The organism is Streptomyces sp. NPDC048419, from assembly GCF_043200415.1.
In the GTDB taxonomy this organism is placed as follows: domain Bacteria; phylum Actinomycetota; class Actinomycetes; order Streptomycetales; family Streptomycetaceae; genus Streptomyces.
Map to the genome: position 1 here is coordinate 1 of NZ_JBICXT010000065.1, position 14,519 is coordinate 14,519.

General features: G+C 67.0%; 11 protein-coding genes and 2 pseudogenes. 4 read left to right on the plus strand and 9 right to left on the minus strand.

The features are described from left to right. Nucleotides 1-88: 88 nt before the first annotated feature. From ACGFYN_RS46585 to ACGFYN_RS46610, 6 genes and pseudogenes are all read right to left on the minus strand, one after another. A pseudogene (locus ACGFYN_RS46585) lies at nt 89-755 on the minus strand (transposase); the annotation flags it as partial. A gap of 90 nt (nt 756-845) precedes the next feature. Next, entirely contained in the window at nt 846-2,177 is a 1,332-nt protein-coding gene (locus ACGFYN_RS46590; RefSeq protein ID WP_393872058.1) for a hypothetical protein, read from the minus strand. A gap of 378 nt (nt 2,178-2,555) precedes the next feature. After that, a pseudogene (locus ACGFYN_RS46595) lies at nt 2,556-2,713 on the minus strand (IS1380 family transposase); the annotation flags it as partial. Nucleotides 2,714-4,341: 1,628 nt separating this feature from the next. Next, complete coding sequence (locus ACGFYN_RS46600) at nt 4,342-4,767, minus strand: zinc-binding dehydrogenase (RefSeq protein WP_393872059.1); 426 nt, start codon at nt 4,765-4,767, stop codon at nt 4,342-4,344. Between the two features lie 157 nt (nt 4,768-4,924). Beyond that, entirely contained in the window at nt 4,925-5,221 is a 297-nt protein-coding gene (locus ACGFYN_RS46605) for an alcohol dehydrogenase catalytic domain-containing protein (RefSeq protein WP_393872068.1), read from the minus strand. Between the two features lie 228 nt (nt 5,222-5,449). After that, entirely contained in the window at nt 5,450-6,991 is a 1,542-nt protein-coding gene (locus ACGFYN_RS46610; RefSeq protein ID WP_393872060.1) for an amidohydrolase, read from the minus strand. 394 nt (nt 6,992-7,385) lie between these two features. Between ACGFYN_RS46610 and ACGFYN_RS46615 the strand changes: the two genes are divergently transcribed. Beyond that, nucleotides 7,386-8,411, plus strand: coding sequence for an Lrp/AsnC family transcriptional regulator (locus ACGFYN_RS46615; protein WP_393872061.1), 1,026 nt, complete (start codon nt 7,386-7,388; stop codon nt 8,409-8,411). Nucleotides 8,412-9,319: 908 nt separating this feature from the next. Beyond that, on the plus strand, nt 9,320-9,856 hold the full coding sequence (locus tag ACGFYN_RS46620; protein WP_393872062.1) for a hypothetical protein: 537 nt from the start codon (nt 9,320-9,322) through the stop codon (nt 9,854-9,856). 165 nt (nt 9,857-10,021) lie between these two features. On the opposite strand, the gene ACGFYN_RS46625 is transcribed toward ACGFYN_RS46620, so the two are convergent. Genes ACGFYN_RS46625 through ACGFYN_RS46635 form a run of 3 tightly spaced genes read right to left on the minus strand, consistent with a single transcriptional unit; the run spans nt 10,022 to nt 12,667 of the window. Beyond that, nucleotides 10,022-11,050 carry an NAD(P)/FAD-dependent oxidoreductase gene (locus ACGFYN_RS46625; RefSeq protein ID WP_393872063.1) on the minus strand — a complete coding sequence of 343 codons (1,029 nt, stop codon included), beginning with the start codon at nt 11,048-11,050 and terminating at the stop codon, nt 10,022-10,024. Beyond that, nucleotides 11,035-11,583: an isoprenylcysteine carboxyl methyltransferase family protein gene (locus tag ACGFYN_RS46630; RefSeq protein WP_393872064.1), complete on the minus strand. Its 549-nt coding sequence runs from the start codon at nt 11,581-11,583 to the stop codon at nt 11,035-11,037. The genes ACGFYN_RS46625 and ACGFYN_RS46630 overlap by 16 nt, the downstream gene beginning before the upstream one ends. Before the next feature lie 7 nt (nt 11,584-11,590). Further along, entirely contained in the window at nt 11,591-12,667 is a 1,077-nt protein-coding gene (locus ACGFYN_RS46635) for a type III polyketide synthase (protein WP_393872065.1), read from the minus strand. Nucleotides 12,668-12,777: 110 nt separating this feature from the next. Between ACGFYN_RS46635 and ACGFYN_RS46640 the strand changes: the two genes are divergently transcribed. Together ACGFYN_RS46640 and ACGFYN_RS46645 are read left to right on the plus strand one after the other, a co-directional pair. Beyond that, complete coding sequence (locus tag ACGFYN_RS46640; RefSeq protein ID WP_393872066.1) at nt 12,778-13,656, plus strand: UbiA family prenyltransferase; 879 nt, start codon at nt 12,778-12,780, stop codon at nt 13,654-13,656. A 53-nt stretch (nt 13,657-13,709) separates the two neighbouring features. After that, nucleotides 13,710-14,306 carry a hypothetical protein gene (locus ACGFYN_RS46645; protein ID WP_393872067.1) on the plus strand — a complete coding sequence of 199 codons (597 nt, stop codon included), beginning with the start codon at nt 13,710-13,712 and terminating at the stop codon, nt 14,304-14,306. Nucleotides 14,307-14,519: the final 213 nt, after the last annotated feature.

Below are 14,519 nucleotides of genomic sequence, written 5' to 3' on the forward strand. Positions count from 1 at the left end.
TGTCACGAGTCACGACTACGACGAGGCGACCGGCGTCAACCCTGCCAGCCGGTCCCGGACCAGCCAGATGAAGACTCACAGTCTTTCGTCAAGCGGTCGCGATCTTGGGCGGTTCGTAGAAGGTGCCGTCCCGGAGCATGGCGAAGAGGACATCGATGCGGCGTCGAGCGAGGCAGACGAGGGCCCGCGACATGATGTTTCCCCTCGCGTCGTTTGCTGTCATAGCAGGCGCATGAGTCGGGCTGCGAGAGCGAGCGAGGCGAAGGCAGCGAGGTAGAGGCCTCTCTTGAGCTGATTGTTGCCGCGCCGGGCTGGGTGTTCGCTCCGTATGGAGGAGCCGGATCAGCGGGTGGCTGGCGCAAGTCCGGCATATGCAGCCAGGCGCCCTGCAGTGTCGAAACCGCTGCCATCACCGACGTCGATGAGGATGCGGCTGCGGTCCTGACCCCGATGCCTGGTATGGAGATCAGGACCTGCGAAAGAGGGCGCGCCTCCAGGAGTTCCTCGATCCTTGCAGCAAGTACTTTGCGCGTGTCAAGCACCGCGGTGAGCGAGGAGGCCAGGCTCGCGGCTATCAGTGCGGCAGCGTCCGTGCCCGGAACAACGACGGTTTGTTCGTCAAGCGCGCCGAAGATGTCCTCGCTCAGCCATTCAGCCATGCGCGATGCTTTGGGCCGCAGCATGGGTATCAGCCGTCGTCTGCCGGCTTTCCGTGACTGTGCTGGTGAGCCGTAGCGTTCAAGAAGGAACAAGATCCGTTCTCCTGCTGCGCTGTGCTCGGTGCCTTCACGCTGCTGATGCAGTCGGCCTCAAGGCTTTTCCTCTCCGGGCCGCCTTCTTCTTGCTTATCTGACATCCCAATCGCCGGCCTCATCGACAGGCTCGTCTTGCTGCGCCCCCGGCAATGGCCCGCCGGGCGGCGGGCCACCGAGCGGTGGAGCAGGAGGGCCAGGCCAGTTGTCGCGGGCTGCTGCTGCTGCCATCCGGTCCGTGTTCATAGACGCCACTCTGGCGGCCCGCCCCTGGTCGGTTCCATTAGCCACCGCCTGGGCAGACGACCCCCAGAAGCCTCTCCCGCCTCGCACGATATCCTCGCTTAGCGCGATTGCTTCATTGTAAAGAGATTCCCCTATGGCGAACATTCCTGCTAGCGCCTGATAATCGCGGCGGCCGTAGGCATCGCGAATATTCGTAGCGAGCACGTCAGATACGTTGATGGCCGAGTTTGCATTCTCCCTTACATGCGCGTAAAATATTTCGTGGGCTAGCTCCGGGGTGGGGCTCCTGCCGAACTGCAGGAGCCTGTCCATCAGATCTATGGGTTCCCAAGCAAGCCTTCGGAAAGCGACCTCGCTTACTACGTCGGGGTATTGCGCGTACAGTATCGCGAACTTTGCCTGCTGAATATCTCCCTCTACGAGGCTCGCTGCAGCGGGCGGAGATACTGTCTTTTTTGTCAGCTTTTGATTTTGTATCACCTTGCCAATTTCTTGGACGGTCAAACCGATACCACCGGGAAATACTTGGATATTTCCGGGATCCCCTCCCGTCTTTTTCCCGTGCCTGGCCATTTTTATCTGCCCGCTGGGCCGGGAAGTCGTCCCGAGGCGGCTCGTTGCGGGTTCCTGCAGGGGAAGAAGGAAGAGGTATAGTCGACTGTGATCCGTGCCTTCCAGTGTCACCCTTTCCACCATGAATTCGATTTCTTCATCCTCCCTGAGGCGGCCCAATCTGGTGTGGTCGGAGCGTGTGATCTCCTGTAGTTCGCGTCGAGTGAAAGTAACGGCACGTAGTGATCGCTCGCGCCAGGCCTGATCCTTCACCTCTACCGGACTCGTGACCTCGAACGGCTGACTCTTGTCTTCCGAGAACGGGCTCAACATGGCGTCGGACGGGCTTTTGACCTCGTCTGGACGCGGGTTCTTCTTTTTCTCTTCTTTCACGCCTGTAAGCTCATCTTCATCTTCTATGGGTGGAGGCGGAGGACGGTCCCCCAATGGATCCACCAGAGGAGGCCCCGGAGGCGCATCTAGGCGCGGCGCAACCATGCGTACGGGCGTCTGGATACCCTGCATCGCAATGCTTACGGCTTGGGCGAGCGTCCGCGGCTCAAGCCCACCATCGCTCTCTGCCCCTGGCGGGACAACCTGCCTCTCTTGGCCCTGGCCGTCGGTCATGATTGCCTCCGGTGTCGCCACTGCTGCGGATTTATGGACCTTTACCACGCTTCCCAAGGCGATCCTGCCCGCAGGCTTTGTGGAGGGCGCCCCGGTCCGCTGCCCTACTTGTCCAGTGTCACTCCGCAGAAGCATCAGCGCACCCCCATGTCATCCGCCCTGCCCACGCCGGGTTAGAGGTTTGAAGGGGACAGAAGCCTGGCCTCGATCTTGCATGAGGGTCCGTCAGCTTGCTGGCGGACCCTCTCGGCTTGTTTCGGGGCGGAGAATCCTGCCGGTGGGCAGGTTGGTGGCCCCCTGTCTGTCGCGTCGGGTGGGCGCCGGGTTCCACGGCTCCGGTCGGGGGTGCTGCTGTTCGTAGGGGCGGGAAGTTGCTGGTCAGCCGGGGTTCGGCAGAGCCGTGAGTCGTTGCAGGGCGTCGGTGATCACGCAGGTCCAGGGGCCGTGCCTGGCGAAGCGGAGGATGTGGCGGCGTCCGGTGGGGTGAGGAGTTGAGGGGCCGCGGAGAAGAGCCGCAGTCGCAGGCGGCGCGGCTCCCGCGAGTTGAGGGTGGCGTGTCCGGACTGCAGTCACGAGTCGGCGCGCACAGTCGCTACGGCCAGACGCTGGCTGATGTCGCTGTCGGGGGCCGTCCGGTGTTGATCAGCCTGGTGGTGCGGCGGCAGTTGACAGCGCCGTCTGCGGCCGACGGACGTTCGCCGAGCAGGTCGAAGGGTTGACGGTGCGCTATCAGGGCCGCAGCCCGTTGCTGCAGCATCTCGTGGAGACGGCCGGGGTGCTGCTCGCCGAAGGCAGCGGCGACCGGCTCCTCTATCGCTTGAAGTCGCCACAGTCACGGACGAGCGTGCGGTCCACCTGATGCGCATCCGGCTGCCGTCGTCCTCGACACCAAGGGTGCTGGGCGTGGACGACTTCGCAGTGTAACGACGTCTACGGCACACTGCTGGTGGATACCTAAGCGGATGCCGATCGCGTTGTCGTCCGGGTGCGACGCCGAACAACTCGCCGCCTGGCTGCGCACGCACGCCGGGGGTGGCGTGCCGGGACGGCTCGCTCGCTTATCGGCAGCGCATTGCCGACGGAGCCCCAGGGTGCGGTGCAGGTCAGTGACCGCTTCCATCTCTGGCAGGGGCTGTCGAGACGGGTCTGGGACATCGCCGCCGCCCACCGTAGTTGCCTGCCCTCCGCAGTACCTGACTCCGAACCGGCCGAACCACCACTGTCGGCGGAATCGTGTGGGGCGGCTGATACTCCCGCCCGCCGTCACGCGAAGCGGCTGTTCGAGGCCGTCCACCAGTACACCGGCACGGCCCCCAGCAGCAGCGCGATCGCCCGCGACTAGCCTTGAACCGATGCACCGTGGCAAGAACGCACGCGCTGCCTCCTGGCAGGAGTGCGTACGCCGCATATCGGCCCGCCGGTCCACGAACCCCGACCCGTATCCGGACTACCTGCAACGCTGGGAGGAAGGCGAGCACACCGCGACGTGCTGCACCAGGAGATCGCCGCCAAGGGGTAGCTGGGCCACTACCAGCGGGTCAAAATGGCCATTGCGCCGCTGTGTCGTGGTCTGCCGATCGACACACCGCGCGAGCGGCCACCCTCGTCCCGCCACGCCTCCCGGTGGATCACCACCACACCGTCCCGACGCGGCCCCACGCCACCGAGACACTGCGGCGGCTGTGCGCGCCCTGCCCGGAACTGGCCTCAACCCGTGACCCGGTACGGCAGTTCGCCGCAATGCTCGACGCTCGCAATGCCGCCCCACTGGCCGACTGGCTCGACCACCTTACGGACTCCCAGCTCCCGCCGTTGGCCAGCCCGGCCAACGCCATCCGCGAGGACCAGCACGCCGACGTGCAGGGGATTACCACCCCGGTTCAACTCCGGCGTCAACGCAGGCAGAATCACGGACCTGAAGCTCCAGAAGAGAACCATGGCCGGCCATGCAGGAGTTCCGCTCCTCCGCCAGCCGTCATCTTCTTGGCCCGCCTCCGACGCCGCTACCCGTGACGGGGCGTCACCGGCGCACGGTGACACACCCCGACTTCACGAAAACCTTGCCAGGGCCACGTTGACATGTACGCCGACAGCTCCGGTCGCGGCGAGCTCGAGCCGACCGCATTACCGGCCACCAGCTCGATCGCCGTTGCGACCGCGAGGCTTACCACGCCCTGTACACGAGTTCCATGGTCGCCGTCAGGCAGACACGGAGTTCACAGTCTTGCCGCGGGCGCCGCCCCCCTCGAGTGTGCTCAGCGCCTGAGCAATGTCGTTGAACGAGAAAACATGTTGCCAATCGCGGCCGCAGCCAGCCGTCGCGCACAAAATCGGTTAGCCGGGTCAGCTGCACCCCGTCCGGATGCATGAAAAAGCTGCGCCTTCCATTCGGCCATGCGGCGTCGGCGTCGGCGTCGGCGTCGGCGACCGGAACGATAGAGATCAGAGAGCCACCCTGGTTGTGCACACGGTAGGAGCGCTCCTGAGTGTGCTCGCCGACCGTGTCCAGGACCGCGTCGACGTTCGAAACGAATTCCTCGAACCGATCCACCTGGTAGTCGATCACCTGGTCCGCGCCCAGTGCACGCACGAGCTCGACGCCGTCGGTGCCGGCGGTGGCGATGACTCCGCCCTCAGGGCCTTGGCGATCTGGACGGCCACGGTCCCAACACCACCGGAACCGCCATGCACCAGCACCCGGCTGCCCTCGCCAACCGCGGACTGCTCGGTGAACGCCTGCCAGGCAGTCAAGCCCACCAGCGGCAGGGAGGCGCCTCCTCGAAAGAGAGCGAGGCGGGCTTGGCCGCCAGCAGGCCCTCGTGAACAGCGACGAACTCCGCGAAGGCGCCGCCTAGCCGCGGGTCCACCCAGGTGAATACCTCGTCGCCAACGGTGAACCGCGTGACGGCAGACCCGGTCGCGGCGACCACACCTGACGCCTCGTTGCCCAGGCGCAGGGGGGCAGTGAGCACTCCCGAAGTCAGGAAGCCGTTGACGGTCAGATGGTCGATCGGGTTCACACCTGCCGCGCGTACCTCGATCAGGACGTCCGCGGCGCCGAATGCAGGGGTGGGGACGTCGGTGCATTCACCACGTCCTCAACCTGGCCGTACTGGTGGATGACTGCTGCCTTCGTCATGGACTCCTCCTCAAGAATTCGCCCCTCTCCGGTGAGCGGCGCGTGTGAATGGCGTAGATGAGCGCGAGACGGCAGGCTGTCAGGCGCCGTTACTATAATGAACTCGCCAGCAGGGCGCCCTGCTGGCGTGAACTCACCGGCTTGCCAACTCACCATGGCGCAGGTGGCCACCCACGACTGTCGCGACCACCCCGATCGAACCGAGCCGGTCGGGTGCGATCTCCAGCGGATCGTCGGTAAGCACGACGAAGTCGGCCAGTTTCCCTCGGGCAAGGTTGCCCTTCCGGTGTTCTTGATGGTCGGCGTAAGCGGATCCGTATGTAAAGGCGCGTAGCGCCTGCGCAGGGGTGAGTCGCTCGGCGGGGTTCAGCACGCCGAAGCCAGGAATCTCGCGATTTACGAGGGAATGCAGGCCCAGGAGCGGTGAGCCGCTGACTATCGGGCAATCGGAGCTGCCAGGTAGCTCGAGCCCACCGTCCAGAAACCCGCGCTGACGAAAGAGGAACTGGGCGCGCTCCTCGCCGAGCGCGGTCAGGTAGTTGTGTCCGAAGTCATCGAGGAATCTGCCTTGCGGAACTGGGACGACATTGGCGATTCGTAGGCGCTTGATCTGTGCGTCGGTGGCCAAACCGATGTGTTCGATGCGGTGGCGCATCCGGTTCTGCGGCGAGGCGATGCGGGTCTCCTCGTATGCGGAAAGCACGGTCTCGACCGCGAGGTCGCCAATGGCGTGGGTGGCTACCTGCCACCCCGCTGCGGCCGCTTTCAGGATCTGCCGCCGCAGCGTCTTGGAGTCGGGCACAAGGCAACCACGCTGGCCTGGGGCGTCGGTGTAGTCGCAGCACAGAGCGGCGGTACGCATGGTGATCGCGCCGTCGCTGAATGCCTTGACCCCACCGATGCGCAGCCAGTCGTCGCCCAGTCCTGTACGCAGCCCGAGGCTGAGCCCGTAGCCAGCACCGCCGGGAGCGTCTCCGATCAGCTCATGGAGTGCGGAGATCTCTGGCATCACGGTTACGCGCAGGTCGAGCAGACCGCGGTCACGAGCGGCCTGGAATGCGGCCAGGTCGCTTGCCGCGTTGCCGGTGAGCCGACCGGCTATACCTGGTTCGGTAACGCTCGTCAGCCCCGCGGCTGCGGCCATGCCTGCGGCAAGCCCTATGGCCTCAACGTATTCCTCGAAGGGGATCGGCCTGATGTGATCGTTCACCAGTGCCATCGCCTGTTCTGCGATCAAGCCGTCCGGACGGCCGTCGGATCCGAGACCGATGTAGCCGCCGTCAATGACAGGGATACGGTCGACCCGGTCGAGGCCCATCCGCCGCAGCGCGCTGCGGCTAGCGACCCCACCGTGGCGCGAGGCCTGCACCAGCCACACCGCTCGACCGCCAGAGGCACGGTCGAGCGCGTCCGGGTCAGGATGGCGGCCCAATTGGAGCGCGTCATATCCCCACCCCAGCACCCAGCCCTCCACGGGTCGCTCCGCCGCCCGCTGCGCAACGAGCGCGTAAAGCTCATCGAGCGTGGCGGCGGCGTTAGGTGAGACGTCCAACCGGGTCAGTTCTTGCCCGTACATCGAGATATGACAATGCGCATCATGCAGACCAGGCACAACCGGCGCACCCTGCAGGTCGTGGATGACATCAGTCGAACAGCCCTCCAGCTCCTCGTCCAACCCTACGATGAGCTCGCCAATCACACCGAGAGAGCACGCAGCCGGGCGCGCAGGGTCAACGGTATGGAACCGGCCGTTAACGAACAGAGCGTCAAGCCTCACAAGCCACCACCCAACCGCGCTTGAGCAGTACCTGCCTCCGCACCGCGCCGACGCCCTCGTGTAGGAAGTTGAGTCGAGCCATGCCCCCGGTAGCGACCCCAAGAGGCACAGCGCCGGCTGTCATAGTCATCACCTTCACAGCTCCGCGTTCCTATGGTCACGCGCCGACGAGATGGCGTCATAGTAGGTTCACAGATGCCTCTGAACGTCCGAGCGTGTCGGGTACTTGGCAGTCGGGCGGAAGTCTTGTCGTATTGCTGCAGATTGCAAGGCAAGTTTGTAGCATCGCTGCATGCTGAGCGAAGGGCAGCTCCAAGTCGTACACGCGCTGCAGGAGGCACCGCGCGCCTCGTGGGCCGCGCTCAGCTCGACTCTTAAGGTCGATCCGCGCACGATCGCCCGAACCTTCACGCGGTTGGTGGAGAGTGGCACGCTCCGCTTGATGGCCACCCCCGGGCCTCGGTTGCTCAACTCCCTACAGTTCGCCCAGCTTCGTCTGCGAGCAGCGCCAGGCCAGGCGCCGCTGCTCGCCGCACACCTCGCCCAGTGGCCTCAAGCGACCACAGTGCGAGTCAGCGATGGATCATTCGACGTTCACGCGTTGGTCATCGGTGCCGACCACCGCGCGCTACTGCGGGCGGTTCATAACACAGTAGCTGTGCTCCCGGCCGTCGAGGCTGCCGAACTCAACACCGCGCTATGCACCATCGACGTCGGCCGTGCTGGCCGACTCGACTCGCTGTCTCGAGAGCAAGTGAACGTGCTGCGGGCCATCCGCCCCGCCAGCCATGACCGAACTCCCGTCCGGCTCACGGCGGGCGATTTCGAGATCATGCAGGTACTTGGGATTGATGGCCGGATGGAAACCGGCGAACTGGCTCGGCGGCTGGATCGCGAGCCCAGTACGGTGTCCCAACGGTTAAGACGCCTATACGCGGACGGCTACCTGGACTTCGTGGCCATCACGGTAGACAGCGCGTCCTCATATCCGGTGATCGCGCTTCTGTGGTGCACAGCCGACCCCACAGAATGGGACGCACTGATCCGGCAACTACCCGCCAAGCCTTGGCTCGGCTCATTCACCCTTACATCAGGCGCATCCAACATGTGCATCACCGCCCAACTGCAGGTGCCTGCCGCGTTGTCCCGTATCGTGAAGCAATTGGCCGCCATATCACCCTCTTTGAACGTCACAGAGACCCAGATCTCCAGCCATGCGGTCAAGTTGCATACGTGCTGGCTCGACAGCAACGACCGGTTCACCAACGTCGTCTCCGATCCGTATGCCGCGTTGGCCAAACAGATCGGAGCGACGTGAACGGTTCCGCATTTGGGTCACGTCTCAGAAGTGCTATCGAAGGCCACTCGATGATTTCCTAATTTGAGGCCAGTGCGGTGAGATCCAAATGCAACGCGGTCGCATGGGTTTGTGACTCGATCGGTTGGAGGCGGCCCTTGCCCGTAGGTTGAGACCCATGCACCTCCCCCCTAAAGGTCGGTGGTGAGGCTGCGCGCGGTTTATAGGTGTGGCCCTATTCGCCTTCGATTTACACGACAGCGTCAGCGCTCACTGGGTTCAACTTACTGGTATGGTTCGGGTGTCGTCCCGGGTTGTGGCCTGCCGCTATGCTGCCGGGGCGACGCTGCCACCAGACGTGTTGATCGTCGGATAAGACATATCAGTGCCGGTTATTGCGGCGGCCTTCGGCGATCCACGGCGGGCCGGCTTTTCGGCATAGGCGCCTCCACCCTTCTGAGGAGACTGTAGGTCTGGTTGCCGGCGACGACCGGTCGAGGAACACCGTGATGCCGGGGGCAGGCTGCGTTCGGCGTTCAACAGACCTCGTCTCAGCCCCCTCGTCAGGGGCCTCGCCACTTCGGATCCTGTTGATGCCACCTGCTGGGGCCGTCTGGGGGCGGAGGAGGCCGGCGGGCGGGTGCCCGCACCGGCTACCGTGCCTACTTAGGGCCCGTGTTGAACTCCACGCAAAGCGCGGTGTCCAAGGACGACGGGCTGAGTGACGGCGGCATGGCGCCCAACCCGGCGCGGGCCGGCAGCCGCTGCCCACATGCCGCGCAGCGCAGTCACCGCATCCAGCCAGTCCCGCGGTACCCCGGCGTGGCATGGCTCGGGCAAGAGCGAAGCCGGGGAACACGTAGGGATCTGGGCCAGGTGCACGCTACGCCGAGTAATTGCGGTAGTTCTGGAGCCTGTTGGAGAGCGAGTTGGAGGAGCTCGTTCTCCAGCTTTCGAGCTCCGGCCTGTCGGTGCCGGACGCGCTGGGTTGTGGACCGCACGGCGCGGATGGTTATGCGGTGCTCGGTGGACGGAGCGGGGCGGTCGCGAAGACCCGCGCAACGTGTGACCTGCTGTGGTCGGCTCAGGCAACGCAGTTCGCTGCGGAGGTCGTCGGGTGCGGAGATGATCAGGGCTTTGAGCTGGTTGATGGCCGCGGTGAAGGCGTGCACGTCGCCCTGTTGGGTGACCGGCAACACGCGCATGGCTTCGCGCTCTCCGCGGGCGCGGGGCTGGAGGGCGTGCTCGAGAGCCAGGGCCTCGCGAGCTGCACGGATGGCGTCGAGCATGTCCATGTTGCGGCCGCCGCGGACCGGTGGGCGTTTGGGGCGCCAGAACTCGATGACGCGTTCGCCTGCGTCTTCGAGGAGGGCGGCGAGGCCGGCGCCGTAGCGGCCGGTGCTTCGAGTGCCCGGCCGCGGCGGCCAGGTACGTGCCAGCAGGCGGAGTCGAGAAGGCGCCGGTAGCCGCGGCCGTGGGTGGGTGCGTCGGTGGTCTCCAGGACGGCGCCTGCGGCCGCTGGCCGGGATGGGCTGCGGCGGCGTTCTGGATGCGGGTGCGGTCAGACATGACTTCCTGTCCTCGCCCGCCCCCGGCTGGGAGGCGGGCGTGGACAGCCGCTGGAGCGGGCTTCATGCCAGGCCGTTGACCAGCCCGGCGAACAGGGAGGGCAGGCGAGCGGCGGTGGGGACGATCAGGCGGGTGAGTCGCGGGTGGGCGCGGAGGCGTACCAGGGTGTCGGTGAGCAGACGGTGGCGGCGTGAGGCCCGGCGCCAGGCGTGTTCGTAGTTATGGGGTTGGTCTCCTTGGATGCAGCGTACGAGCTGGGCGGCACCGGCCAGGGCGACGGAGATGCCTTCGCCGGTGAGTGCGTCGATGTATCCGGCGGCATCGCCCACCAGGAGGACTCGGCCGGCCACCCGGCCGCGGACCCGTTGCCGCAGCGGTCCTGCGCCGCGGACGGCTGAGGTGGTGTGCGTGGCCAGGCGGGCGGCCAGGGTAGGAAAGCCGGCGAGTTGTACGTCGAAGGGTGCCCGCTCGCTGGTGAGGATGGCCACGCCGAGCAGCTCGGGCCCCAGCGGGGTGACGTAGGCCTCGGCTCGCGGGGACCAGTGGACCTCGACGTGGTCGGTCCAGGGCGCGATCGTGAAGTGTCTGCGCAGCCCGTAACGGGGCGGGCGCGGATCGGGCAGGTCCAGGCCGAGGTGACGGCGGACGGGCGAATGCAGGCCGTCGGCGGCTGCGAGGTATCGGGCCGTCAGCCCGGCTGCGCTGACGCTGCCGGCGTCCTGCCGGACCGTTACTGCATCGACTTTGACCGGGTGCACGGGAACGCCCAGCTCCGCCACCCGCCGGGCCAGCGCCGCGTGCAGGTCCGTACGCCGCACGCCCAGGCCAACTCCGTGGCGGAAGCCCGCCTCGGCGCGTCGCCGGGCGTCGGCGGCGTCGAGGTAGCGGATGCCGCGCAAAGGGTGCCCGGGCGGCGCGATGCCCAGTTCGGCGAGGGCTCGCACCGCGCCCGGCATCAGACCTTCGCCGCAGGCCTTGTCGACCGGGGTCGGCCGGGGTTCGGCCACGGCCACGTCGAGTCCGGCGCGGGCGGCGTGGATCGCGGTCGCGAGTCCGGCCGGCCCGCCGCCGACGATCAGCAGGTCGAGCATGGCGGGGTCGTGGGGGCCGGAGCTGGGGCGGACCGAGCCAGTGCCGCGTTCTCGCAGCGGAGCCGGACGGCCAGGAGGGGCAGGTTGAGCAGAGTGAAGCCGGTCGCGGTCAGCCATGCTCCGTGGACCAGCGGCAGGGCGAGTCCCTCCACGACCACGGCGAGGTAGTTGGGGTGGCGCAGCAGCCGGTAGGGACCGGCGCTGATTAGCGGCAGGCCGGGTACGACGATGACGCGGGTGTTCCAGCGCGGTCCGAGGGTGTTGATGCACCACCAGCGCAGCGCCTGCGCCCCGAGCGTGAGGGCCAGCATCGGCCAGCCGAGCAGCGGCTGGAAGGGCCGCGGGGCGAGCTGGGTCTCGGCGAGGCAGCCGACCAGCAGTCCGGTGTGCAGGGCGACCATCACCGGGTAGTGACCGTCCCCGTAGGCCACGCCGCCGTGCGCGCGGCTCCAGGAGGCGTTGCGTCGCGCGACGACGAGCTCGGCGACCCGCTCGGCGGCCACGAGCAGGATCAGCACGGTGTAGCTGGTCATCTGTCACCTACCAGCGCAGGAGTACGAGTTCGGAACTGAAGCCCGGCCCCAGCGCCAGCAGCAGGCCGGGGCTGCCGGCCGGGGGCGGGCGCAGGGCAAGGGTGTCGCGCAGGATGTGCAGCACGGAGGCGGAAGAGAGGTTGCCGACCTCGGCGAGGGAGCGCCAGGTCAATTCCAGCGAGTTGGGCCCGAGGCCGAGTGTGTCCTGGAGCGCCTCCAGTACCTTGGGGCCGCCGGGGTGACAGACCCAGCCGGTGATGTCGTCCGGCTTGAGGTCATGTGTGGCCAGGAACGAGCGCACCTCTTCGCCCAGGTGGAGCCGGACCAGTTCCGGCAGTTCGGTGCCGAGAACGATCGTGAAGCCTCTGTCGCCGATGTCCCAGCCGAGGGCGTCCTCGGTGCCCGGGTACAGGCGGCTGCGGGTGGCCACCACCTGAGGTCCGGCGTACTCCTGGAGGCGGGGATGGTCCCGGCCGACGGCGACCAGCGCGGCGGCACCGTCGCCGAAGAGGGCACCGGCCACCATGTTCTGCGCGGAGGTGTCACCGCGCTGCAGGGTGAGGGAACACAGCTCGATGGAGAGCAGCACCGCGACCTGGTCCGGGTGGCCCTGCAGATAGTCGTGGACCCTGGCCAGCCCGGCGGCGCCGGCCACGCAGCCCAGGCCGAAGACCGGCACGCGCTTCACGTCCGGGCGAAGCCCCATGCGCCCGGCCAGCCGGGCCTCCAGGGACGGGGCCGCGATCCCGGTGACCGACGTCGCGAAGACGAGGTCCACTTCGTGCGGGGCGAGCCCGGCGTGGTCCAGGGCGGCTCGCAGTGCCTCCTCGCCGAGCCGCAGGCCCTCTTCGATGAACAGGTCGTTGGCCTGGCCGAAGCCGTCCAGCAGGGCGTACCGCTCCAGCGGCAGGGTGAGGTGGCGGGTGCGGACACAGGCTGTGGCGTGCAGCCGGTCCAGCACACCACGGTCCCGCTCCGGGACAGTAGCTCCGGAAAGGCGCATCACTGCGAGCGCATCGGTGATCTCGCGCTGGTGGTAGCGGTGAGCCGGCAGCACTCCGTGGACGGCGGCGATACGCGTCATCCGGCAAGAATACGGATAATCATCAAATAATCCTCACAAGGTACACATCACCGGCATTTCGTGAGCGTGGGAGCAGAGGGAGCGGTCCGACCGCGCCTAGCATTCGGGGCGTGCACAGCGTCGAAACCTCGGCAACCCCGGCCACCGCGATGCCTCGCCACTGGAGAACCGGGCGCGCGATCGGCCTCCTGCAGGCTGCGCACCCCGCGCCCTCGGCAGCCGTGACCGCGGTGGTCACCGCGCTGGCCGCCGCATCCGGGCGGGGCGGCGCCGGTACGGTGCTGATCGCGGCGGCGGTACTGACCGGGCAGCTGTCGGTGGGCTGGAGCAACGACCTGATCGACGTCGACCGGGACGTGGCCGCCACGCGCCACGACAAGCCCCTGGCGACCGGAGCGGTCTCGGCGCGGGCGGTGACGATCGCGGCGGGCTGCGCCCTCGTGGCCTGTGTGCCGCTCTCTTTCGCGAACGGGTGGCAGTCAGGCGGCGCCCATCTGATCGGTGTGGCCGCAGCCTGGAGCTACAACCTCGGCGTCAAGAGCACCGTCTGGTCGTGGCTGCCGTATGCGGTCGCCTTCGGGCTGCTGCCCGCGTTCGTCACCCTCTCCCTGCCGGGCGGCCCATGGCCGCACTGGTGGGCGCCGGCCGGTGCCGCGCTGCTGGGGGTGGGCGCCCACGCCGCGAACGTCCTGCCCGACATCGACGACGACCTCGCGCTGAACATCCGCGGCCTACCCCAACGCACCGGCCTCCGCGGCGCGCGGACGCTGGCAGCATCGGCGCTCGCTGCCGGCTCTGCCGTGCTGGTCCTGGGCCCGGCGGGACCCGTCGGCATCCCCGAACGAGCCGGGCTCGCCGCGACCTTCGCACTCTCGCTCACCGTCGCCCTCTGGCCGGCCGGGCAGAGCCGGACCCCCTTCCTCCTTTGTCTGGGCCTGGCCGCCTCCGACGTCGCCCTCCTGCTCCTGAGCGGCGCACACCTCGCGTGACGAGGCATCATTTCGATCACGCACCGACAAGCGCCGGGACCGCCCCACAACAAATGGCACTTCACCAGCTCGCCCCGCAAACGGACCGCGACCTCGCCGAAGGCGACCTCGGTTTCGGCGCCGGCCAGGTGCGACCGCTCGATGAACACCTGCGCCGGGCCACGGCCGGCCTCGACCCGAACCTCCGGCTTCCGCTTGGCGACGTAGGCGCGCACGACCTGATAAGACACGTCGTCCATCGCGTGCTCGTTGATCAACCGGCGATAGATCCGGACCACCGTGTGACGCTGCTTCCTCGGCGCATCCAGATCAGCCAGCAGCATCTGGTCGATCACCGGCTTGAACGGATCCAGCTTGGAACGGCGAGGCGCGTACGGTTCCCGAGGTTGTGGCCACGCCGAACTCAGCGCCTTCTGAACAGTGCGCCAGCCCACCCGGTATTTGCGCTCCAGCGCCCGGTTCGACATGCCCTCGCGAGCGTCACGCCGCAGCGCGGCATACAACTCGACCTTCGACTGACCAGGCGGCATCGGCGGTGCTCCTTCACTGAGCACATTCACCTTGCCGCCGTAACCCCGCGAGTGACACTACTTCTCACGAACAACTTCCCAGCCAACCAGCCGGTGACATCCACTCAGACGGACAATTGACAACCCACAACCACCGTCAGAGCCACCCTTGCGAAAACCATTGGTGCCCGGCTTGCTCCGCTGATGGACTGACGTGAGTCTGCCGCGTGACGGAGGTAGTGGTTGTGACAGGTTATGGCGTGCTTGCCGAGGTGTACGAATGGCTCATCTCGGATGCAAAGTTGCCTCCAGCCGAGTTCGCTGCGTCGTTCGACGACGTCCTCAATCTCCTGC

Excerpts from the sequence above, each read along its gene's own strand:
- ACGFYN_RS46590 (WP_393872058.1), bottom strand. The coding sequence starts at position 2,177 with ATGACCGACGGCCAGGGCCAAGAGAGGCAGGTTGTCCCGCCAGGGGCA.
- ACGFYN_RS46615 (WP_393872061.1), top strand. The coding sequence starts at position 7,386 with ATGCTGAGCGAAGGGCAGCTCCAAGTCGTACACGCGCTGCAGGAGGCA.
- ACGFYN_RS46625 (WP_393872063.1), bottom strand. The coding sequence starts at position 11,050 with ATGCTCGACCTGCTGATCGTCGGCGGCGGGCCGGCCGGACTCGCGACC.
- ACGFYN_RS46630 (WP_393872064.1), bottom strand. The coding sequence starts at position 11,583 with ATGACCAGCTACACCGTGCTGATCCTGCTCGTGGCCGCCGAGCGGGTC.
- ACGFYN_RS46635 (WP_393872065.1), bottom strand. The coding sequence starts at position 12,667 with ATGACGCGTATCGCCGCCGTCCACGGAGTGCTGCCGGCTCACCGCTAC.
- ACGFYN_RS46645 (WP_393872067.1), top strand. The coding sequence starts at position 13,710 with ATGGCACTTCACCAGCTCGCCCCGCAAACGGACCGCGACCTCGCCGAA.